The 20,906-nt window shown below is 43.0% G+C and carries 21 protein-coding genes; 17 read left to right on the top strand and 4 right to left on the bottom strand.

What is annotated here, in order from left to right:
* Positions 1–149 precede the first annotated feature (149 nt).
* A complete protein-coding gene (locus tag HMPREF9124_RS00215; RefSeq protein WP_009429821.1) occupies positions 150–1,832 on the bottom strand; it encodes a methyl-accepting chemotaxis protein in 1,683 nt (560 codons plus the stop codon).
* 242 nt (positions 1,833–2,074) lie between these two features.
* On the opposite strand from HMPREF9124_RS00215, the gene HMPREF9124_RS00210 reads away from it, so the two are divergent.
* Entirely contained in the window at positions 2,075–3,589 is a 1,515-nt protein-coding gene (locus HMPREF9124_RS00210; protein WP_009428375.1) for a C69 family dipeptidase, read from the top strand.
* Between the two features lie 81 nt (positions 3,590–3,670).
* Here the strand turns inward: HMPREF9124_RS00210 and HMPREF9124_RS00205 are convergent, their stop codons facing one another.
* Positions 3,671–3,964, bottom strand: coding sequence for a YerC/YecD family TrpR-related protein (locus HMPREF9124_RS00205; protein WP_009429147.1), 294 nt, complete (start codon positions 3,962–3,964; stop codon positions 3,671–3,673).
* 209 nt (positions 3,965–4,173) lie between these two features.
* Between HMPREF9124_RS00205 and HMPREF9124_RS00200 the strand changes: the two genes are divergently transcribed.
* The 3 genes from HMPREF9124_RS00200 (at position 4,174) to tnpA (ending at position 6,067) form a co-directional block, all read left to right on the top strand.
* Positions 4,174–4,677 (top strand): hypothetical protein, encoded by a 504-nt coding sequence (locus HMPREF9124_RS00200; protein WP_036597875.1) that lies wholly within the window; start codon positions 4,174–4,176, stop codon positions 4,675–4,677.
* A gap of 26 nt (positions 4,678–4,703) precedes the next feature.
* Positions 4,704–5,300 carry a hypothetical protein gene (locus HMPREF9124_RS00195; protein ID WP_009428097.1) on the top strand — a complete coding sequence of 199 codons (597 nt, stop codon included), beginning with the start codon at positions 4,704–4,706 and terminating at the stop codon, positions 5,298–5,300.
* Between the two features lie 311 nt (positions 5,301–5,611).
* On the top strand, positions 5,612–6,067 hold the full coding sequence (gene tnpA / locus HMPREF9124_RS00190) for an IS200/IS605 family transposase (RefSeq protein ID WP_009537449.1): 456 nt from the start codon (positions 5,612–5,614) through the stop codon (positions 6,065–6,067).
* Between the two features lie 194 nt (positions 6,068–6,261).
* Here the strand turns inward: tnpA and HMPREF9124_RS00185 are convergent, their stop codons facing one another.
* Positions 6,262–7,257 carry a helix-turn-helix domain-containing protein gene (locus HMPREF9124_RS00185; RefSeq protein ID WP_009427826.1) on the bottom strand — a complete coding sequence of 332 codons (996 nt, stop codon included), beginning with the start codon at positions 7,255–7,257 and terminating at the stop codon, positions 6,262–6,264.
* A 426-nt stretch (positions 7,258–7,683) separates the two neighbouring features.
* Here HMPREF9124_RS00185 and HMPREF9124_RS00180 point away from each other — a divergent pair, with 426 nt between their 5' ends.
* A complete protein-coding gene (locus tag HMPREF9124_RS00180; RefSeq protein WP_009428802.1) occupies positions 7,684–7,977 on the top strand; it encodes a type II toxin-antitoxin system RelB/DinJ family antitoxin in 294 nt (97 codons plus the stop codon).
* Between the two features lie 3 nt (positions 7,978–7,980).
* The gene (locus HMPREF9124_RS00175; protein ID WP_009428145.1) at positions 7,981–8,427 is read left to right on the top strand and encodes a putative toxin-antitoxin system toxin component, PIN family; all 447 of its coding nucleotides are present in this window, start codon (positions 7,981–7,983) and stop codon (positions 8,425–8,427) included.
* Positions 8,428–8,565: 138 nt separating this feature from the next.
* Here the strand turns inward: HMPREF9124_RS00175 and HMPREF9124_RS00170 are convergent, their stop codons facing one another.
* Positions 8,566–9,456 (bottom strand): hypothetical protein, encoded by an 891-nt coding sequence (locus tag HMPREF9124_RS00170; protein ID WP_009429566.1) that lies wholly within the window; start codon positions 9,454–9,456, stop codon positions 8,566–8,568.
* Between the two features lie 213 nt (positions 9,457–9,669).
* Between HMPREF9124_RS00170 and HMPREF9124_RS00160 the strand changes: the two genes are divergently transcribed.
* The 11 genes from HMPREF9124_RS00160 to HMPREF9124_RS00115 all read left to right on the top strand — a co-directional run bounded on the left by HMPREF9124_RS00160 (position 9,670) and on the right by HMPREF9124_RS00115 (position 20,805).
* Positions 9,670–10,596 carry a helix-turn-helix domain-containing protein gene (locus tag HMPREF9124_RS00160; protein WP_009429875.1) on the top strand — a complete coding sequence of 309 codons (927 nt, stop codon included), beginning with the start codon at positions 9,670–9,672 and terminating at the stop codon, positions 10,594–10,596.
* A 288-nt stretch (positions 10,597–10,884) separates the two neighbouring features.
* The gene (locus HMPREF9124_RS00150) at positions 10,885–11,940 is read left to right on the top strand and encodes a HigA family addiction module antitoxin (RefSeq protein WP_009429381.1); all 1,056 of its coding nucleotides are present in this window, start codon (positions 10,885–10,887) and stop codon (positions 11,938–11,940) included.
* Positions 11,941–11,956: 16 nt separating this feature from the next.
* Positions 11,957–12,109, top strand: coding sequence for a hypothetical protein (locus HMPREF9124_RS11905; RefSeq protein ID WP_009428562.1), 153 nt, complete (start codon positions 11,957–11,959; stop codon positions 12,107–12,109).
* A gap of 110 nt (positions 12,110–12,219) precedes the next feature.
* Entirely contained in the window at positions 12,220–13,353 is a 1,134-nt protein-coding gene (locus HMPREF9124_RS00145) for a transglutaminase-like domain-containing protein (protein ID WP_009429264.1), read from the top strand.
* Between the two features lie 256 nt (positions 13,354–13,609).
* Entirely contained in the window at positions 13,610–13,960 is a 351-nt protein-coding gene (locus tag HMPREF9124_RS11900) for a hypothetical protein (RefSeq protein WP_175282426.1), read from the top strand.
* A gap of 128 nt (positions 13,961–14,088) precedes the next feature.
* Entirely contained in the window at positions 14,089–14,592 is a 504-nt protein-coding gene (locus HMPREF9124_RS00140; RefSeq protein WP_175282425.1) for a helix-turn-helix domain-containing protein, read from the top strand.
* Positions 14,593–14,604: 12 nt separating this feature from the next.
* The gene (locus tag HMPREF9124_RS00135) at positions 14,605–15,201 is read left to right on the top strand and encodes an MptD family putative ECF transporter S component (RefSeq protein ID WP_009429439.1); all 597 of its coding nucleotides are present in this window, start codon (positions 14,605–14,607) and stop codon (positions 15,199–15,201) included.
* The gene (locus HMPREF9124_RS00130; RefSeq protein ID WP_009428921.1) at positions 15,202–15,786 is read left to right on the top strand and encodes an energy-coupling factor transporter transmembrane component T; all 585 of its coding nucleotides are present in this window, start codon (positions 15,202–15,204) and stop codon (positions 15,784–15,786) included.
* Positions 15,787–15,873: 87 nt separating this feature from the next.
* Complete coding sequence (locus HMPREF9124_RS00125) at positions 15,874–17,238, top strand: ABC transporter ATP-binding protein (RefSeq protein ID WP_009429407.1); 1,365 nt, start codon at positions 15,874–15,876, stop codon at positions 17,236–17,238.
* Positions 17,231–19,045 carry an ABC transporter ATP-binding protein gene (locus tag HMPREF9124_RS00120; RefSeq protein WP_009428586.1) on the top strand — a complete coding sequence of 605 codons (1,815 nt, stop codon included), beginning with the start codon at positions 17,231–17,233 and terminating at the stop codon, positions 19,043–19,045. Before HMPREF9124_RS00125 ends, HMPREF9124_RS00120 begins: the two co-directional genes overlap by 8 nt.
* A complete protein-coding gene (locus HMPREF9124_RS00115; protein WP_009428025.1) occupies positions 19,045–20,805 on the top strand; it encodes an ABC transporter ATP-binding protein in 1,761 nt (586 codons plus the stop codon). The genes HMPREF9124_RS00120 and HMPREF9124_RS00115 overlap by 1 nt, the downstream gene beginning before the upstream one ends.
* Positions 20,806–20,906 lie beyond the last annotated feature (101 nt).

Genomic DNA, 20,906 nt, shown 5'->3' with positions numbered 1-20,906 from the left:
CAAAACCACTGCTCAGTCAGGCGAAGCTAGCGAGAGCGTGCCCAAGTTCAGACCTATATTGCTTAGAAAATTATTTTGATTTTTTTACAGCCCCTTTTTTTCGTGCTTTGCACGGGAGGGACATTTCAACAGTACTAATTTCAACAATATTACAGTGTAAACTGCTTTAAAAGCGTATCCATTGCTTTCGATTGGTCGGAAAGTTTTGCGCTGGTAGCGGCTGACTCTTCGGCAGTTGCGGAATTGTTCTGCACGACGGAGGAGATCTGCTCCAGACCCTGTGCAATTTCGGATACGGAATTGGACTGCTGTCCGGAATACTCCGCAATTTCAAGAATCTTGGCATTCATCTGACGAGAGCTCTTTACCAACTTCTCAAGAGAAGCGGCAGCCCGATCGGCCATCTCTGTTCCTTCCCGGATGGAGCGAACCGTATTTTCAATCAGGACAGTGGTATCTTTGGCCGCTTCTGCAGATTTTCCCGCAAGATTACGAACCTCATCGGCTACAACGGCAAAGCCCTTTCCGGATTCTCCCGCACGTGCAGCTTCGACCGCCGCATTTAAGGCCAGGATATTGGTCTGGAAGGCAATATCATCGATGGTTTGGATAATATTACTGATTTGCTGAGCCGTTCCGTTGATTTCATTCATGGAAAGACTTAAGGCATTCATTTCGGAGCTGCTCTCTTTCAGCTCTTCCTCCGTAATGCGGGAAAGATCGCTGGCGCTTTCCGCATTGGCGGCATTACTCTTAATCTGATCGGATACCGTGCTCACGGTAGCGGAGAGTTCTTCCAAGGAACTTGCCTGCTGTGCGGAGCCCTGTGCTAAAATTTCACTTCCATGGGACATCTCCTGTGCGGAAGAGTTGACTTCTGTGGAGGCTACACCGATTCCCTGCAGCGTCTCCTTTAATTTGGAATGAATGCGGTCTAACGCGTTGTAAATATTACCGTATTCTCCGACATACATTTCCTTGCATCCGCTTTCTACCCGGAAGTTTCCGTCCGCCATGGCAAAGAGTAAGTTTTGTAAATCCTGAATAATGGTTTTTAAGCGATAGTTCATTCCCTTTATAGCAGCCACTGTACGACCCACCTCGGTCTCATTTACCGGAAGGTCAATCTTCGTTTCACTGAGCTGTCCTTCCGCAAGGCTCGTCATGGTTTCCTTTATAGCGATAATCGGCTTCATGAGCTCTTTCTTTACAAAGAGCATCATCAGAAGAACGAAGAGAATGGAAGGAATTAAGAGAACAATACTGAGGATCTGTGTTGCGGATGCAACCTCGATGGCCCCCGCCATCTCTTTATCGGTTCTATTCACGATGCTGTCATAGAAAATCTTGTACTGCTTCTGTACCTCCGCTTCTCCGGAGAGATAATCCTCACTGTACATCAGGGCGGTGGCGTTCTTGCTGTCTCCTGACGCGGCATAGGTAAAGGCCTGCGTTTCCAGGTCTGCCAGGTGGGCGGAAGTCGCTTCCATCGTACGCATGGCCGTATCTTCCGTTTCGTTGATTCCATACTGATTCATGGTTTCTCTTGCTTTTTCACGATTCTTGTACTCTGTGATTTCCCGGTTGTATTTATCCAGGAAGTTTGTGTTTAAAGTGGAAGCATAAGACCTTGCATGTCTTGTTAAGTCCACGCTCGCGGAAGAAAACTGCTTTGCTGCAGTGACAAGAGCGAAACGCTTCTCCGCTGTCTTATCGGCTTCCTTGGAAGACAAGATGCTGGTCACCGTTGCCATTGTGGTTAGAAGCAGCATGATAATGACGCCGATGGAGAAAAAGTGCAGTCTGCTTGATTGGTTCCATTTTTTAAACATTTTACCCCTCCTTGGGTGATTTTTCTGCAAGTGTGCCTTAATAAACTATTTTTTCAGCATAAAAATAGTTTCATATATATCTTTATCGGCAAAAATCACTTATAAATTACACGTTTATACAAGAATCCTTGTGGAAAAAGGCAAAATGCTAGAGTATACTTATTTATATTGTAATAATAGTTTTCTATTTGCTATAGTTTTAGAATAGTAGTTTCTAATACAGATTAAGGGGGGAAGATAAAATGGCTTGTACAACAATTTTAGTAGGTAGAGAGGCGAGCTACGACGGTTCAACGATGATTGCAAGAAATGAGGATTCCGGATCCGGCGTTTTCTGTGCTAAAAAATTCATTGTGGTTGAACCGAAGGATCAGGGAAAAGAATATGTTTCCATGCTTTCTCATGTAAGGATTCCGCTTCCCAAGAATCCGCTTCGTTATACCTGTATGCCCAATGCGGTTTATGAGGATGAGGGAATCTGGGGTGCAGCAGGGGTAAACAGTGAAAATGTTTCCATGACCGCTACCGAGACCATTGCCTGCAATGAGCGCGTACTTTCCGGAGACCCGCTTGTAGTCTATAAGAAGGCGGAAAACGGAAAGCCGGAGCAGATCGGCGGAATCGGAGAAGAGGACATGGTGACCTTGGTACTTCCCTACATTCATTCCGCAAGAGAAGGTGTGCTTCGTCTTGGAGAGCTTTTGGAAAAGTACGGTACTTATGAAATGAACGGGATTGCCTTTTCGGATGAAAATGAAATCTGGTGGCTGGAGACTATAGGCGGTCATCATTTTATTGCCAGAAGAGTGCCGGACAATGCCTATGTGATGATGCCGAATCAGCTCGGAATTGACTACTTCGATTTCGAAGATGCCTTCGGAGAACAGGCTGAGTTTATTTGCTCCAAAGACTTGAAGGAATTTATTGCCAAGAATCACTTGGACTTGCGCTTTGCGGATGAGATTGAACAAACGGAAGGAGACTGGATTAATCCGAGAGAATGTTTCGGTACCCATTCCGATGCGGACCATGTTTACAACACGCCGAGAGCTTGGTATATGGCAAGATATTTTAATAAAAATACCTTCAGTTTTGACGGAGAGGCTGCCGAGTTAAAGCCGGAGGATGACGATTTACCGTGGTGTCTCTGCCCGGAGATTAAAATTACGCCGGAAGACGTGAAGTATATCCTCTCCTCTCATTTCCAGGGAACGCCCTACGACTGTTACGGAAAATACGGAGACGAGAAGGATAGAGGAAAATATCGTCCTATCGGAATCAACCGGAACAATTTCCTAAGTCTTGTGCAGATTCGTCCGGATGTGCCGAAGGAATATGCCGCAATCGAGTGGGTTTGCTTCGGCGCCAATACCTTTAACGCCTTTGTTCCTTTCTATGCAAATGTCAACAAGACACCGGAGTACTTTGCCAATACGACGCACCGGGTTACGACGGAGAGCTTCTACTGGGCAAACAGAATTATCGGTGCTCTGGCGGATGCACAGTTCAGTGAGTGCAAAATGCATATTGAACGGTATCAGGGAAAGGTGCCGACAAAGGGCTATACCCTGATGAAGAATCTGGAAGAGAAGCTTGCGAAGAAGTTACCGAAGAATGCGGCGGTGATTAAGCTTCTTGAAGAATGCAATGAAGAAATTGCAAAGATGGTGCAGGAAGAAACCGACGCTGTACTGGATAAGGTACTGTATGAAGTTAGTTGCAAGATGAAAAACGGCTTCAGCCGTTCGGACGCGTAGAGTTTGCCCGAGAAGTTTGTTTGCTGTAATCGGCGAACAAGCTGCTACACAAAATACAGTCGACTAAAAAAGAAGGGGCTACTACCCCTTCTTTTCCAGTCGTTCAAAGGCTAAACGGTAGCCGTCTTCTCCATAGTTCAACGAACGATTCACTCTGGAAATCGTTGCGGTAGAGGCCCCCGTACATTTCGCAATATCAATGTAGGTTTTTCCTTCCCGTAAGAGCTTTGCAACCTCATAACGCTGCGCAATAGCGAGTAACTCGTTAATGGTGCAGACATCTTCAAAGAAACGGAAATATTCTTCCGTTCCCCTTAACTGTTGCATTCCTTCAAATAAATGCCTTACTTCAGGTGTATCAAGTTTTTTATTCATTCGATCCGCACCTTTCTTTTCTTTTTAAAATTCGTTCTTAGTTTATCACTTTAGCGTATGAAATTCAATTCCATTTTCCTAAGAGAATGGAATTGACATTCGCTATAGTAAATTTATAATAATTTTTGAATATTTTAAATTTTAATGCCCTTCTTTTGTGTGAAGCTTTGCTTTTCAAAAAAGAGGGAAAAATTTTGGGAGGAGTAGATATGTCAACACAAACCATCATGATCATTGCGGTAGTAGCAGTAGTATGGGCAATAGCCTTTGTCGTAATGCTTTCCATGGGAAAGAAGAGAGAGAACAGTGAGAAGAAGTTCAATGAGGACAACAGGGATAAGGGAATTCTTCACATTTACGGGAAGCAGATTAAGGTTGACGGAAGCGACCTTGCCAACGTGCCCTTCACTACAGGAAAGGACTTGGAAACTGTCGTAGCCTTGGCTCCCGGTCAGCATACTATCGAAGGTATCTTTGAGTCAACGGAAACGGTAGGCACGAAGACAAGGAATGTCAAAACAGAGAAGCTGAGCTTTGATCTTTCCGTAGAGGCCGGACACAGCTATTCCGCCGGAATGTATTTCTACTCTGCTGAGGAGAAAGCGCAGTATTCTAATGGACAGGCAGGGAAAGCTATTTTGGAAATTCCGCTCACTATCGTGGAAGGCAGCGATTATATCAAGGCATATGTCCTTGTCTATAGAGAAGACTAAAAGAGTCTTCGAAAGAATAGAGTAAGATGAAAAGGAATACCTACCGGGATGAAAATGGAAATTGCCATTGGGAAATCACACACTATTCGCCCAATCCTATTTCGGCTTTGTTTGTTCTGCTGCTTTTCGCCGGGCTTTTTCTCTTCTTCTACGCACACGTGGGATGGGACAGCAGCATTTGGTTTATCTTTGCACTCCTTATCCTTTGCAGTTTTGTTGCTCTTCGGGAGCTTTATCAGTTTTTCTTCCAATCCTATATTGTGGAAGCCGTATTTTATGAAGAGGAAATAGTGCTGCACTATCGAAAAGGAGAAAGCCGGAGTATTCCCTATGCGGGAATCGGCTTCATAGATTTTCAGCTACACGACGGAACCGGGAGCAGAATCCATTTTTATCCTCATTTTACTTTCTATAAGAAAAACAGCACCTCCAAGATTCTGGACTCGATCTATAGAGGGGATTATCTACTGTTTATAGGAGAACTGTCTTCTTTCGAGGATTATCTTAGAATCAAACAGTGCTTAGCGGAAAAGGAAAAGCATTTCTTTGAGCCTCAGGAAACCGAGGAGTGCTTTAAGAGAAGTAGATTGACCAGAAAAGCACGGAGGGATGCCGGAGTATAGCTTAGATATAAGCATGCCGAATTCCCATAACGGATAAACGCAAAGATATGAATAAGATTTTATTTAAAGTGAAAAACTAATTCGGACACAAAAAAGTGGCTGTAAAAAATAAAAACGTCCTTTTTATTTTTTTACAGCCACTTTTAAGATTTAATGGACTTTAGCCAGTATCAGAGCTGACATTTGAAAAATGTTAGCTCTGATACAAAAAACCACCCGCTATGCGGGTGGGAAACACTTGTTATACAAAAATCACCTTTCCTAATACAATAAAGTTGTTCAAGCTATATTGCAGAAAAGGAAGGTGATTTATGGCGAAGAAAGAATATGCATTGGCACATACCAAATGGATGTGTAAATATCATATTGTCTTCACACCGAAGTATAGGCGAAAAATAATATATTATCAATACAAGGCGGATATACGGGATATAATAGCGCAGTTGTGTAGATATAAAGGTGTAGAGATAATAGAGGGACATTTAATGCCTGATCATATACATATTTTGGTTAGTATTCCACCTAAGATTAGTATCTCATCATTTATGGGCTATTTAAAGGGAAAGAGTGCGTTAATGATATTTGATAAACACGCAAACCTTAAATATAAGTTTGGGAACAGGCATTTCTGGGCCGAAGGCTATTATGTCAGTACAGTTGGACTAAATGAAGCCACAATAAAAAAGTATATACAAGATCAAGAAAAACATGATATAGCCATGGATAAACTTAGTGTTAAAGAATATGAAGACCCTTTTAAGGGTTAAAGTGAAGTAGTAACCATACCCCTTTATGGGGTAGCGACGAGTCAAAAGCAATAAGGCTTGAATGGGGCTGTGGGAAGTAGGCGAAAGCAAACTTACCATAGCCAAAAATGAAAGCCAGCGCCTTTAGACGCTGGCCCAGTAACAGGGGCTTATAGCCCCCGAGCAAACCACCCGTTTGACGGGTGGTTATGATTTTAAACCTTCGTCCTAAAGGACTTGACAATGCCGCGTACTGCCCCATAGCCCACTCCGGCTACCGGCCAAACAATCCAGCTGATGTCCCAGCGCCGGGTAATAAAACTGTAGCCAAGATAGATAGCGATTACCAAGCACCAGTAAATTTGCCCGACGTTTTCATTTTTGTACTCATCCATCTTTTCCTCCCTTCTATAATCCCCTTGCTCTAAAAGCATGTTCAAGGCATCCCAAATAATATTCGTTTTGACAATCCGAAACACGCCAACGGCCACAAAAAGCAGAAGGAAAGGCACGGCAAGAGCGGTATGGAGATCATCTTCTCCGAAGATAATCATACTGATAAAGATGGGACTTGCCGCAATGATGCAAAGAAAAATACCTAAAATCATCTGAGAAGTATAAGTTCCCTGGTAACGGGATTTTTTCTCCTGCACCATACCATTTACCCCGTAAGCAGTATTCAGAAGCTCTTTTTCTATATAATGGAATCGATCTCCTTCAATGGAGTTTTTGATAAATAAGGCTACTCCTGCTCCTGCCAAAAGGAAGAGGAAGAGCACACCGATACCTACGGCTTTTCCCTCTGAGAGAGAAAGAAGAGAACTTTCCTGAAGCGTGCTTAAAACAATCAATAGGCTGGGGGAAAGGATACAAAGCAGTACGCCCAGAGCAATCTGGGAAGCTGCTTGATTCTTGTGTTCCAGAAAAGCATTGGCCTCCTCCATGGAAACAGAAACCTCCTTTAAGGAGGATTCCGTATCAATCTTTAGGGTTTCTCCCGGACTGTCCAGCTCTATCTCATCCTTTAAGAGGTAATCAGTACTTACGGAAAAGACCTCGGATAACTTCAAAATCTTATTCATATCCGGAATGGACTGGGCTCCTTCCCATTTGGAAATAGACTGCCTGCTGACATCCAGTTTCTCTGCGAGATCTTCTTGGGACCAGCCGTTTTTCTTTCTTAATTCAATAATCTTGTCTGCAAGTATCATACTCTACTCCTTTTATGATGCTGTATTCGAGCCGATGCACTTTCTTCTTCATAGCTTTATGGAGCCTGCCTTTTGTGTCGAGCGCATTCTATAAGATAGGAAAGAATGTTTGCCTTGGAAAATGCTTTCGCTCACTCCGTCTTTACGCCTCTCATACTATCGGAAAATCCGGTTGCAGGGAAGAAATCGGGCTTGTCAATTTGACAACTGAGAGTTGCAAAGCCTTGATTTTAGAGCGAAAACGAGATTCAGTATGCGCTTGACGGGGATTATTATATCCCGAACCTGATTTTAGTGGAAGAAGAAAGAAGGATCGGGTGTGCCTATTGAACTCCTGCTTGCATGAGTTTGTAATTCACTTGATTTCCAAAAAAAAGTGGTACGATTGCATTACAAACATATGCAAATTTGAATGGAGGTGTAATCATGGAAAATGGATTACTTCAGCTTCGCATAGACGATAACCTTCGGAAGGAAGCTTCCGATGTATATTCTCAGCTCGGCCTTGACCTGCCCACAGCAATCCGGATGTTCCTGACTCGCTCGGTGCAGGTGCGGGGCATTCCATTCAGCATGATCTTGCCGGAAGAGAACTATAAGGCGACGGCAGCTGTCGTTGCCATGAAGCGCATGAGCAGTGATGCGGAGAATGCCGGTGTAGCCGACATGACGCTGGATGAAATCAATGCAGAGATCGAAGCCGTAAGGAATGGGAAGTAACGTATGAAGCTATATGCAGTGATAGATACCAATGTGCTAGTTTCCGCCCTTCTTCGATGGGATTCCGTACCCGGAGCGGTTCTGGAGCAGGCTCTTGTGGGAAGCATTGTTCCTCTCCTCAGCGATGAAATCATGACTGAATACGAAGAGGTGCTGCGGCGGAAGAAATTCCCCTTTAAGGAAGAGGATATTCAAACCGTGACGGATGGAATTCGTATGCGTGGTGTGTTCCTTGACCCGGAGAAGCTGGAGGAAAACCTGCCCGACCCGAAGGATGTAATCTTATATGCGGTCACAATGGAAGCCAGAAAAGACAGCGATGCTTATCTGGTAACCGGAAACATCAAACATTTCCCGCTGAAGCCCTATGTGGTGACGCCGAGGGAAATGCTGACGATCCTAGAGAACGGCGGAAAGTCACTCCCGGAGGAAGCGAATAGTGATGAATGATGCGCTCATCGAAGGTTTTTCTATCTCTTGTAGTGAAAAAAGTCCAATTCTCTGTTATCAATTTTCTGATAAAGTGATTCTGGGGTGGGGGGCAAGAAAGCCTTTTCATTTTTGTCTTGCTGTTCTTCTGCTATCGCATTATTCTGCTTGCTTTTCCAAAAAGGAAATAGCCTCACTGTAGCTCAGGGCGGAAGTTTCTTTTTTCTCTTCTCCTCCAAAGTTACTAATCAAACTTTTCGGATTTTTTTCCTCAATTCTTTTTTTAAAGGCGTAGTAGTCTGCCTTTTCTACGGGCTTATCATAGAGGATGAATTCTTCATCGGAACGCTTAGGAGAAGTTTCGTCATTTTCCAACCCTTTCTCCGGGTCATAGCTATAGCTTGCCTGCTTATCCCACTCCAAGGGGAAATTGCCGGACATAGGGAGAAGATAAAGCACATCCGTTTCCTTCGCATCGAAGTCAATTTGCTCAAGATAGAGGCGCTTGTCCTTTTCCGTCAGGAAAATGTTGTACACGGCGCCGCCACCTACTTGATAATCCAGATTTTCCTTCTTCGCAATTTCCACAGGTTTTCCGTCTTGAAAGCTGTAAATGTGGAGATTCGCGCGAATGGCAGCCCCCTCTCCGTTGTTTTCCTCTGCATCAATAAAAAGCAACTCGGGCGTGCTGTCCCCATAAACATCGGCTACGGCAATCCCCTTCGTTTCTACACTGATAGGCGCTCCGTCTTTATCTTCCTCGTAAGCTTGCCAGGTATAGGCTTCAATGTCTTTTTGCTTTTCTTTTAAGAGGGTTAAATAAGCGGTGTAGACTGCTTTTGGATTAGCTACTTCGGGAGTTGTATTCTCGGAACTTGTTTCCGCTTCGTCTACCCCTTTTTCTTTATCGGATTTTGTCGCCTCAGTCTGTGTTTCAGAGGAGGATTGGCTATTTTTCTTAACAGAGGCAGTATTTCCTCTCCACTGCATAACAAGATAAACGGCTGCTAAAAAAGCGAGACTGATGACGGTGGGCTTATGAATTTTCATGATTTATTCCTTTCCTTATTTTCTTTATACAGTATCATAAAGCCGAGAAAAGATATAGAAAGCGCTATTTTCATATTCTTACGATTTTATTTTATCCTTTTTATAGTTTACTCTTGCAAAAACCAATCTTCTCTGTATTATAAAAATGAAATAAGAATGAAATTCTATGATTAAAATGAAATAAAAATGAAATGAAATAAAAAGGAGAGAGTGATGTATAGTAGAGAGAAATTAAAAAAATTACGGGAAGATAGGGGACAAACACAATATGAATTGGCGAAAATTGCCGGAATTTCGGTAGTTACTCTTAATAAAATTGAATCATCCGACTCGGCCAAGCCATTTGCCAAAACGCTGAATAAAATTGCAAAGGCATTGGGAGTAGGCATAGATGAGCTAAGCGAGTCTGAAAGAAAGAGCAGTCCGGATGTATTTTCTGAAATAAATGCAGTCCTTCATAGTAGAGCCAAGGTTATTACGGATCTTATGGGAATAGATTCTTTTACGTTTGCTTACATCCAAAAGCAATTGGATATCTTCAGAAGAGATTTAGGCCGGTTTTTTGGAATTTCGGATTCTATTTTATTGGAGGCGGTACTTTTTTCAGGAGCATCGTGGTCACGCCCCGGAAATACTACCCATGAAAGTCATTTTCCTGAAGTGCTGGGAGACTTACTGGCACTGCAGGGTATTTCCATTCCTGTAGATAGAACGAATATTATTATAGATACGGAAGACAAATTTGAAGAATATGCAAAAGCAAGATGCGTGTACGGGATTTGTAATAAGAGGGGAGAGCTACTTAGAATAGGGCAAACGATAGATTTACTGACTCGTTTTCCGAAACATATTTCAAAACTTAAAAAGGAAGAATATCCTTCGATGAAGAAATATTTAAAAGGTACAGATCGGTTCGGAAAAGATTATTATTTTGTTTTATTGGCGCTTGAACCCGAAAAGTTGAGTGGATTACAATCAGCTACATGGAGATATTATGCAGAAACAAAACTGATTCTGGAGGAAAAAACATATAAAAAGGGGAATAGTTATAACGGAAAAGCAATTGTTACCGGAGATAATCTAATTCCGGAGCATGTGCAAAAAGAAATTCTTCAATATTATCACAATATTGAATTATAATTCTTAATGAGTATCGCTCGCGGAGAGGGCGGTACTCGTTATGAATAAAAACTGTATTTATGTCAATTACGGATTTACCTATAAGGTAAATTACAAGGAAGAGATGATTAAATTTCATATTGGTAGGTGTCACCCATTGACGAATAACCGTAAAGGGCAGTATGCAGTTGATTTGGTTCATCCATATAGAATGATATTTGAAAAACATGGTAATAAGATTCAGGTAGCTCATATTATGGAGATAGTGGATTACCATTAGAAAATTGAAATGGAATAGGGGGTAGCACTATGGTGAGAAGTCGTAGCATTATTGCAACACCGCCCGGAGCGACGATAAAAGAGCAGCTTAAGGACAGAGGAATGAGTCAAAAAGAGTTTGCTGCGAGAATGGATATGTCTGAAAAACATATCAGTAAGCTTATAAATGGAGAGGTACAGTTGACTCCGGAGGTTGCTATAAGATTGGAATTTGTTCTTGGCGTCCCAGCAAAGTTTTGGAATAACTTAGAAGCAATATATAGAGAAAAAATAATTAAGGCTGAAGCGGAGAATACTATGGATAAGGATGAAGAGATAGCCAAGAAACTGCCTTATAATGAAATGGCTAAATTTGGGTGGGTTCCTGAAACAAGGGTATTAAGGGAAAAAGTAGTAAATCTTAGAAAATATTTTGAGATTGTGGAACTTTCACTACTGAATAATATTCAGATAACAAGAATTGCATGTAGAAGAAGATTGGCCATAACAGAAAAAAGTGATTTAGCGTTACTGGCTTGGACACAAGAAGCAAAGATAAAGGCAAGAGATGTCAAAACGGCCCCCATTAATATTAAAGGCTTAATGAACATCATTCCGAAAATCAGATTGATGACAGTTATGAAAGCGAAAGAGTTCTGCCCGAAGCTTAAAAGTATGCTTGCAGAGTGTGGAATTGCACTTGTTTTTTTGCCACATTTACAAGGCTCATTTTTACAAGGAACTTCCTTTATAGATGGGAATAAGATTGTTGTAGGATTGACTGCACGAGGAAAAGATGCAGATAAGTTTTGGTTTAGTCTATTTCATGAATTAGCACATATTATATTAGGACACATAGGTCAGACGAATGGAACATCAGAGGATGATGAGCAAGCCGCAAATTTTTGGTCCGGAGACACATTAATCCCGGGCAATGATTTTTCTGAATTTATTGACCGTAAGTGCTTTTCCGTATCAAGTATACGTGCATTCGCTGAGAAGCAAGGTATTGCACCAGGGATTGTGGTTGTAAGATTACAAAACGAAGGATGTATTAAGCATAGTGCATTAAATGAATTAAAGGAACATTATAAAATAGTGGTATAGTTTTAGAAGAAGACTAATGACAACAACAAAACTGTGGAATCGAAATTTTAGCTTATTGATTCTTGCAACAACGCTAGGTATAGCAGGCGGAATCGCAGGCGGCTTTGTGTTTTTTGTCTATCAAAGCTATTCCGTGATGGACATGCGTTTGTTCCGGCTTCCTTTATAGAGATTTAAAATAGAGCAGTGTTTTTATAAGAAAATTTCATTTCCATCCTATTCGCCATTAGCGTATACTCTCCCCGTTGCAGTTTGTAAAGAGTGGGTATAGGAGGAAAAATGAAAAAAAGCTTAAAATTAGTGTTACTCTTGGGGACAGTAGGAATGCTGATGGCTGCCTGCGGAAATAAATCAGTAAGCAATACAGAAACCACTGCAAAAGGAACAGAACAGAGCACGGAATCTGTTGCTGCGGCAGAGAAGAGCTCTGAGAAGGAGACGGAAAAGGCGGAGGCTTCCGAAAAGAAGGTGGTAGAGGGAGCGGTGAATAATACCGTAGACTTATCCAAGTATGAAAAAGGAAAGAAGGTTCGCCTTTGGATTCCCGTGCCACATAGCAGTGAGTATCAGACTGTTGAGGACGTAAAGTATGATGCCGGAAATGCTAAGGCGGAAATGAACACAGATGACTGGGGCAATCAGATGCTTTATGTGGAATGGGATGCAAATGCCGAGCCCGCCGATAGAGTGGTAAAGCTGGATTTACAGGTAAAGAGAGAAGAAATTGTAAGCCCTGAATTAAAGGAGGATGAGAAGGCGGAGCTTCCGGAGGATGTGAAGAAGTATCTGGAGCCTTCCAAGAATCTTCCCTTAAATGACCAGGTGAAGAACAAGGCTGCGGAAGTAACCGAAGGAAAAGCTACGGATTTAGAGAAGGCCAGAGCCATCTATGACTGGGTTATTGCCAATATGAATCGTGATGAGAGTGTAAAAGGTTGCGGAGAGGGAGATGTTTGTGCCCTTTTAGACACAACTATGACCGGAAAATGTACCGATATCAACTCCATGTTTGTAGCCCTTTGCCGTGCATCCGGAATTCCTGCCAGAGAGCATTTCGGAATCCGTATCAATGCGGAGGATATCACGAAGAATCAGCACTGCTGGGCAGAATTTTATTTAAAGGGAACAGGTTGGGTTTCCGCAGATCCTGCCGATGTGTTAAAGGCTGTTTTAAAGAATAATTGGACAAAAGATCAGGCAGAAACCAAGGAGAAGCAGGAATACTACTTCGGTAACTGCGATGCAGAGCGTATGATTTTGGCCGATGGAAGAGATCTTACCTTGAATCCTGCACAGGATGGAGAGGCTTTAAATGATTTCGGCTATCCTTACGCTGAGGTTGACGGAGTAAAGCTTGATAACTACACACCGGATCAATTCGTGTACACCTACAGCTTTGCGAAGAAAGCATAATCGGAAATGAAGAATACTTTGCAGTAACTATTCTGTATCACCATTTATTTATGAGAAGAGCACTTTGCATGTTGCAGAGTGCTTTTTTCGTGTCTCTTGGCAAAGTTCTGCACGGCTGCCATAAGCTATGCATTTTTTCATATAGAGCTAAATGGAATGAAAATGTCTAAATGGACTTTGACTTTTTATTCAAAGGGAAGTAATCTAAATATAGATTAGTTAGTGCTAACCTAAATTGATAAGCGGAGGTTCCGGAATGAATTCAATCAGAACTTTGGGCGATAATGTAAAGGTTCTGGCACGGGACGAGAGCCATGCCATTCTTGAAGTTAAAGATGAGAGCGGGGAGGGTATCATGACGATATATACACCATTTGTGGGAGTATATATCAATATTTGTGATATGCATATGCGACGTTGCAGATCCGGATTTTTTTGGAGGAAAATGCAAATGTCATCTGTTTTGACTACTGCAAGGAGGGGCGGATTGAAATGGAGACTTTGGAGGGAAGGTACAGCGTACTCCAGGAAAAACAGCTTAGGATTGATGACCGGAGACATCATAGCGGGCATGTATTTATGCCACTTAACCATTTCCATGGGATAAGTATTTACTTGAATGTTGACCTTGCACCACAGGGTATTACTTCGTTTATGCCGCAATTTTCTGTCGATATTCAGAAGCTTAAAAGGAAGTTCTGTAAAGAAAGTGTTCCCGGTATTCTAGAAGACGATATGGCAGTGAATGGCATTATGGAGTGCTTATATAACTCTCCTGCCAATATTGGCCCTGATTACTACAGACTTAAAATACTTGAACTGCTTCTGTATCTGGATGCCGTGGAGATACAGGAAGGAAAGCAAAAAGAGACCTGCTTTTTCCTAAGCCATGCCGATAAGCTTCGGGAGATTCACAAACAGATTACAGAAAATCTATCCGTACATTTTACAATCAGGGAATTATCTGAAGAATATGACATTCCGCAGACGGAACTCAAAATCAGCTTTAAGGAGATGTATGGGGATTCCGTCTATTCTTACTTAAAAAGGTGTCGTATGAATACGGCGGCTTCTCTACTAATAAAAAATCCGGACCTGAGCGTATCTGAGATTGCACATCTTGTCGGATACGAGACTACAGGAAAATTTGCAGCAGCATTTCGGCAAATTATCGGTACTACGCCTTTAGACTATCGCAAGTACCGTACAAAGCCCGCAGACAATTTGATTAACATATAGGAGGATGAAGAAATGATGAACCAAAAGCAAAAACTGACAGGAAAAGATGTCATCGCAATCGGTATCTATTCCGCAATCTACTTTGTACTGAATTTTGCAGCAATGATGACAGGATTCATTCCCTTACTCTGGATTGTGCTTCCCGGAACCGTGGCAGTACTCACCGGTATTCCCTTTTTATTGATGGTGGTAAAAGTTCCTAAGTCAGGAGCGGTTCTAATCATGGGCGCTATCACTGCTTTTTTGTATTTTGTTACAGGGCAGTTTACCGTCCTCATTCTGATTACGATGTTCATCGCCTGTGTTGTTTCAGAAGCCTATAGGTATATAACGAAATATAATCTTAAATTCAGTAATCTTGCAGTCACTTTCATCTTGTTTAGCTACGGTATGGCAGGATCGCCACTTGCTTTATTTGTGTATCGTGAGAGTTTTTTGGCGCAGATCGGCGAGACTATGAGTCAGGAATATGTTGCAGCAATTTCTTCCTATATCACCGCCCCTATGTTGATTCTTCTGTTGATTTCCCCGATTGTCGGCGGCGTCTTTGGCGCACTGATTGCCGGAGGGATATTCAATAAACATTTTAAGAAAGCAGGTATCGTCTAAATGCGCTATAGGAAGCCTGACCCTCGTGCGGGTCTTTTCATTCTTCTACTTGCCAACATCGGGATGTTCTTAGAAAGAACCGGTAGACAAGGAAATGTTTTAACGGGGGTAATTATCGTAGTTCTCATTTTGTATGGCTGCCCTAAAATTGCGGCAGGCGGAGCGGGATTTCTGCTGCTGTTATATTGTTTGCAGACCTTTGTGCTTCCTGCATCGCCTATAGCTTTTACTGCTTTGTTTTCCGTATTTGTGAATATGACAAGACGGATGTTGCCCTGTCTTTTGACAGGAGCATTGTTAGTTAAGAAGTGCAGCGTTCATGAGTTTGTTGCCGCCTTGCGAAAGATGCATCTCCCTCAAAATTTTATTACGGCCATGGCTGTCACTGTTCGTTACTTTCCGGCTATTCAAGAAGAGGTTCGTCACATTAAGGACGCAATGAAGCTTCAGAGCATTCCGGTAGAGAGAAAAATAGAGTGTTATCTGGTGCCAATCATGCTTTCTGCCACAAAAACTGCAGAAGAACTTTCCGCAGCGGCAACAGTCAGGGGGATTGATAGTCCGAAAAAAAGACCTGTGCAGTAGAAATTCGTTTCAGCCTGACAGATATTTTCTGCATGCTGTTTACTGCCATAGGGCTTGTTCTTATCTTGAACTTTGTGAAAGGATAAAATGATTGAGTTTATTGATGTGAATTATAGAGTAGCCGACTATGTGATTTTGACGGGAATAAACTTGAAGATACACAAGGGTGAATGTCTCCTCCTTGCAGGAGAAAGCGGTAGTGGAAAAACGACTTTAACGAAACTTATCAATGGGTTGATTCCTCATTTCTATTCCAATGGGGAGCTTAGCGGAGGGGTAAGTATTCAGGGAGAGAAAGTGGCGGAAACGGAGATATATAGACTGGCGGAAAAGATAGGAAGTGTCTTCCAAAACCCTAAATCGCAATTTTTTTATACGGATACCTCTTCTGAGATTGCATTCGGACTGGAAAACCGCGGTGTTCCGCCGGAAAAGATTCGACAGAGAATTGCGACAACAGCGAATGAGTTAGGAATTGAAAATTTGCTTGGACGCAATATTTTCCAACTCTCAGGTGGAGAAAAGCAGAGTATTGCATTTGCTTCGGCCTATGCGGGAGAGCCGGAAATTTATGTGCTTGACGAACCATCCTCCAATCTGGACAACCTGTCTGCTGCACGACTAACGAAACTGCTTCACTATATCAAGGCACAGGGGAAAACTTTGATTATTGCGGAGCATCGGCTGAATTATCTTAGATCCGTCATAGATCGAGTTGTATATCTAAAAGGCGGACGGATTATGCAGGAATTTACTACAGAACAGTTTCTTGCACTCTCTGAAAGAGAACGGATTGCAATGGGACTTCGTAGCTTAAAAGAAACGCGAATCACAATCCCTGCATGTAAAGCCGTAAAGGGGGAACTTTGTATCGAAAGGATTATCAGCCCTTACAAGGAACAGGAAATCAGCTTCGGAGCTTCTTCAGGAGATGTGATTGGGATTGTGGGAAAGAATGGAGCAGGAAAAACAACTCTGTGCAAGATAATCTGCGGATTACTAAAGGAGCAATCCGGCAGGGTCATCTACCAAGGGAAAAAGCTTACAAGGAGACAAAGACAGAGGCTCTGTGCCATGGTTATGCAGGATGTAAACCATCAGTTATTTACAGACAGTATTGTAGAGGAATGTGAGCTTGCGGCTCCGGAAGCATCGAAAGAAAAGATTGATAAACTTCTGCAAGGGTTTGATTTACTTCCCTATAAAGAGGTGCATCCTGCCGTCCTGTCAGGAGGTCAGCGTCAACGGCTGGCAGTATGTCAGGCAGTGCTGTCGGGGAAAAAGCTAGTGATATTCGATGAGCCGACAAGTGGCTTGGACTATACGCACATGATGCAGACCGGGGAGATTATTCAGAAGCTGTCCCGCGAGGGATATATAGTTCTGGTAATTACGCATGATTATGAATTCCTGAACCTAGTCTGTCACAGCGTGATTCAATTAAATGGGTAAGAGAATGGGAAAGGGGGGATGCAGAGTGAAGAAGCAAGAGAAGAAAAAGAGAAAAAATTGGTTTAGGACACTACTGTCTTACGCAGATGGAAGAGAGTATAGGATGTGGCTTTCAGTTATCCTCTCGATTGTCAGCATTGTGAGCGGACTTATTCCTTTTTACTGTGTTTATCGGATGGTTGAGGCCTACATTGCAGGGACGCTTGAAAACGCAGTCATTCTCTTTTGGGGAGCAATTGCTGCTCTCGCCTATACAGTCAAAGTAGTTTGTTTTGGCTTTTCAACAGGGCTTTCACACTATGTTGCGTACTATGTTTTGGAGGGCTTACGGCTTAAAATCGCCGAGTCTTTTTTGAAAGCGCCTCTTGGAGAGGTGCAGGCGCACTCAATCGGAGAGATCAAAAATGTGATTGTAGACAGAATAGAGGAGATAGAACCTCCTTTAGCGCACATGATTCCGGAGGGAAGCGGGCATATTGTACTTCCGGCGATTAGTCTGATTGCGCTATTCTTTCTTGATTTCAGGGTGGCACTTGGTTCCCTGCTATCGCTTCCAATTGGCTTTATGTTCATGTTACTTACCTTTGCCATCAGTGGAAAGAGCATGAAAAAGTATATGGAATCCAATGTGCGTATGAACAGTGTGATTGTCGAATACATTGAGGGAATTGAGGTAATCAGGGCTTTTGGGAAGGCAGGCAGCAGTTACAAAAAATATGCCGACACTGTCCTTGAATACAAAGACTTTGTAATCGATTGGATGAGAAACACATGGGTGACAATGAAACTTGCCTTTGCCTTCATGCCGGCAACACTTCTTGGCGTTGTTCCGGTTAGTCTCTATCTGGTTTCCCGTGGCAGCCTTTCCGTATCGGAGATGACACTTGCCGTTATGTTAGCCATGTCTATGGTCGTAAGCTTTGCAAAACTGGAAATTTTCGCAAATAGTATACGGCAGATGAAATATACTGTTGATCAGACAGAAGCTTTTCTTAACATGACAAGATTGTCTGAACCGGAATCTGAAACGATACTGGAGGGCAGGGATGTGCACCTGAAAAATGTTCGATTTTCCTACTCGGCAAAGAGCGGAGAAATCCTACACGGAATTGATCTCACACTTCCCGAGGGGAGCTATACCGCTCTGGTTGGCCCAAGCGGAGGAGGAAAATCTACCTTGGCTAGGTTGATTGCGAGGTTTTGGGATGTTTGCGACGGAAGCATTGAAATAGGAGGAGTGGACATACGAAACATGCCCATTGCACAGCTATCAGAACTTGTGAGCTTTGTTACGCAGGATAATTTTCTGTTTCAGGCTTCCATTAAAGAGAACATCCGTATTGGCAACCCTTTAGCAACGGATGAAGAGGTGATAGCCGCAGCAAAGAAAGCCTGCTGCGATGAGTTTATTTCAAAGCTGCCGGACGGATATGATACGTCTGCGGGAGAAGCGGGAAAAAGACTTTCCGGCGGTGAAAAGCAGCGCATAGCCATCGCACGTATTATGCTGAAAAATGCACCGATTGTTATCTTGGATGAAGCCACCGCTTTTACCGATCCGGAAAATGAGCAGTTCATTCAACAGTCCATTTCAGAGCTCACAAAAGGAAAGACCCTTCTTGTCATTGCGCATCGGCTGTCTACGGTGAAAGACGCAGATAAGATTGTTGTATTAAATGGGGGCAGAGTAGAAGCTGTGGGTACCCATGAGGAACTTCTGGAAGCTTCGACACTCTATAAGAAAATGTGGAGTGCACACATCGGGGCAAAGAGATGGACACTGAAAGGAAAGGAGGATAAGGTCTAATGTTTAGAACGATAAGGCGAATCATCCACTGGTGTGGAGATTTCAGAAAGAGGCTCTATATAAGCTTCTTCTTCTCATTTCTCTCCGGATTATCTGCCGCAGCTCCTGCCATATATGCCGGTTATATCATTGGAAATGTTGTGCAGTGGCAAGTTGAAGGCCTCGGTATACCATCCGGACTTTGGTTTCAAAGTCTTAGCGTGATTTTTGCTACAATTCTGCTTCGGTTTCTTCTCGACTATTTAAAAGCAAGATTTCAGGAAACCATCAGCTATGAGCTCGTTGCAAGAGATCGCCTGGCGATAGGGACAGCGTTGAAGAGAGTCTCTCTAGGGTATTTTCAGGAGAAAGACACAGGCACTATACTCACTTCCATTACTACGGGACTTTATACTCTGGAAAATATGGGAATGCGGATGATAGATACCTTTGTCGGAGGATATTTGAGCTTTTTTTGTATTTTCATCCTGCTTTTTGTTATACACCCCTTTGGTGCATCGATTTGCCTGATAGGGGTTCTTCTGTCCTTTCTCTGCCTATCTCTCATTTCAATGTACAGCAAAAGAAATACACTCGTCCAGAACGAAGTGAACGAAAAACTGACGAGAGCGGCAGTCGAATATACCAGAGGATTGCCTGTGGTGAAATCGTTCGGTATGGAGGGGGCGTCTTTTTCCGCATTTCGAAAGGCCTGTGTAGAAGCAAGAAAGATTGCCCTGAAAATAGAATGGGGCTTTATTCCATTTAACTGCTTACATCTCTTTGCGTTAAAGCTGTCCGGTATCGTTATGATTATTTCCGTTATGGCAGCCGGTCTCTCCGGTAATCTTTCCCTGCCCATGGTTTTGGTATTCTCTCTGCTTTCCCTGACAGTATTTCATTCGCTTGAGCCGATTGCAGACAGTGCACATATCCTTTCTGTTATAAACAATGCCATGGATCAGATAGAAGCCCTGTCACCCGATAACTATATTGATGAGGACGGTAAAGATATTTCACCTTCGGGATATGACATTCATTTTGATCAGGTACAATTTTCTTACGGCAAGGGGGATGAAAAAAGGAAAGTAATTGAAGGTGTGAGCTTTACAGCCCAAGAAGGCACGACAACGGCAATTGTCGGACCGTCCGGGAGCGGAAAGACAACGCTTTGCAGGCTTTTGGCGCGCTTCTACGACGTGAGTGGAGGACGGATTACTCTCGGTGGGCATAATCTAAAGGAATTTACCTGTGACAGCCTGTTGTCGAATATTTCCATGGTGTTCCAGAATGTTTACCTATTTCATGACACGGTCAGGGCAAATATCTGTTTCGGGAAAGAGCAGGCATCCGAGGAAGAGATGATTCGTGCTGCGAAGCAGGCACGTTGTCACGACTTTATCATGGCTCTTCCGGAGGGGTATGATACCGTAATAGGAGAGGGAGGCTCCACACTTTCCGGTGGAGAAAAACAACGCATCTCTATTGCCCGCGCCATTTTGAAGAATGCTCCCGTTATTATACTTGATGAAGCAACTGCGAGCCTTGATCCTGAAAATGAGCATCTGATACAGGAGGCATTGACTGAACTGACAGTTGGAAAGACGGTGATTGTGATCGCCCACCGGCTGGCAACAATTGAAAACGCCGATCAAATTCTTGTGTTTGACGATGGGCACATCGTTCAGAAAGGCACACATAGGCAATTAATCAGGCAGGAGGGGATTTATCAGAGGTTTGTCAAGATACGAGAACTGGCCGAGGGCTGGTCAATTGTCTGAAAGTCTCTAGTCCGCCAAGGTAGCGGCAATGTGATTAGAACAATTGAGTGTATTGCATTTGGAGGTAAGCAGTGATTGACGGAATCCAACGCGGCAGTGTG

The organism is Oribacterium sp. oral taxon 108 str. F0425 (assembly GCF_000214455.1).
GTDB lineage: Bacteria > Bacillota > Clostridia > Lachnospirales > Lachnospiraceae > Oribacterium > Oribacterium asaccharolyticum.
Note: the sequence above shows the minus strand (reverse complement) of the source record. Positions and strands in the feature narration are given on the sequence as shown.

Bases quoted from the DNA above. Each gene is read 5' to 3' on its own strand.
- HMPREF9124_RS00215 (WP_009429821.1), bottom strand. From the start codon at position 1,832: ATGTTTAAAAAATGGAACCAATCAAGCAGACTGCACTTTTTCTCCATC.
- HMPREF9124_RS11905 (WP_009428562.1), top strand. From the start codon at position 11,957: ATGACAACAACAAAACTGTGGAATCGAAATTTTAGCTTATTGATTCTT.
- HMPREF9124_RS00160 (WP_009429875.1), top strand. From the start codon at position 9,670: ATGTATAGTAGAGAGAAATTAAAAAAATTACGGGAAGATAGGGGACAA.
- HMPREF9124_RS00200 (WP_036597875.1), top strand. From the start codon at position 4,174: ATGTCAACACAAACCATCATGATCATTGCGGTAGTAGCAGTAGTATGG.
- HMPREF9124_RS00175 (WP_009428145.1), top strand. From the start codon at position 7,981: ATGAAGCTATATGCAGTGATAGATACCAATGTGCTAGTTTCCGCCCTT.
- HMPREF9124_RS00130 (WP_009428921.1), top strand. From the start codon at position 15,202: ATGCGCTATAGGAAGCCTGACCCTCGTGCGGGTCTTTTCATTCTTCTA.
- tnpA (WP_009537449.1), top strand. From the start codon at position 5,612: ATGGCGAAGAAAGAATATGCATTGGCACATACCAAATGGATGTGTAAA.
- HMPREF9124_RS00125 (WP_009429407.1), top strand. From the start codon at position 15,874: ATGATTGAGTTTATTGATGTGAATTATAGAGTAGCCGACTATGTGATT.
- HMPREF9124_RS00115 (WP_009428025.1), top strand. From the start codon at position 19,045: ATGTTTAGAACGATAAGGCGAATCATCCACTGGTGTGGAGATTTCAGA.
- HMPREF9124_RS11900 (WP_175282426.1), top strand. From the start codon at position 13,610: ATGAATTCAATCAGAACTTTGGGCGATAATGTAAAGGTTCTGGCACGG.
- HMPREF9124_RS00180 (WP_009428802.1), top strand. From the start codon at position 7,684: ATGGAAAATGGATTACTTCAGCTTCGCATAGACGATAACCTTCGGAAG.
- HMPREF9124_RS00135 (WP_009429439.1), top strand. From the start codon at position 14,605: ATGATGAACCAAAAGCAAAAACTGACAGGAAAAGATGTCATCGCAATC.
- HMPREF9124_RS00185 (WP_009427826.1), bottom strand. From the start codon at position 7,257: ATGATACTTGCAGACAAGATTATTGAATTAAGAAAGAAAAACGGCTGG.
- HMPREF9124_RS00150 (WP_009429381.1), top strand. From the start codon at position 10,885: ATGGTGAGAAGTCGTAGCATTATTGCAACACCGCCCGGAGCGACGATA.
- HMPREF9124_RS00210 (WP_009428375.1), top strand. From the start codon at position 2,075: ATGGCTTGTACAACAATTTTAGTAGGTAGAGAGGCGAGCTACGACGGT.
- HMPREF9124_RS00205 (WP_009429147.1), bottom strand. From the start codon at position 3,964: ATGAATAAAAAACTTGATACACCTGAAGTAAGGCATTTATTTGAAGGA.
- HMPREF9124_RS00140 (WP_175282425.1), top strand. From the start codon at position 14,089: ATGGCAGTGAATGGCATTATGGAGTGCTTATATAACTCTCCTGCCAAT.
- HMPREF9124_RS00195 (WP_009428097.1), top strand. From the start codon at position 4,704: ATGAAAAGGAATACCTACCGGGATGAAAATGGAAATTGCCATTGGGAA.
- HMPREF9124_RS00170 (WP_009429566.1), bottom strand. From the start codon at position 9,456: ATGAAAATTCATAAGCCCACCGTCATCAGTCTCGCTTTTTTAGCAGCC.
- HMPREF9124_RS00120 (WP_009428586.1), top strand. From the start codon at position 17,231: ATGGGTAAGAGAATGGGAAAGGGGGGATGCAGAGTGAAGAAGCAAGAG.
- HMPREF9124_RS00145 (WP_009429264.1), top strand. From the start codon at position 12,220: ATGAAAAAAAGCTTAAAATTAGTGTTACTCTTGGGGACAGTAGGAATG.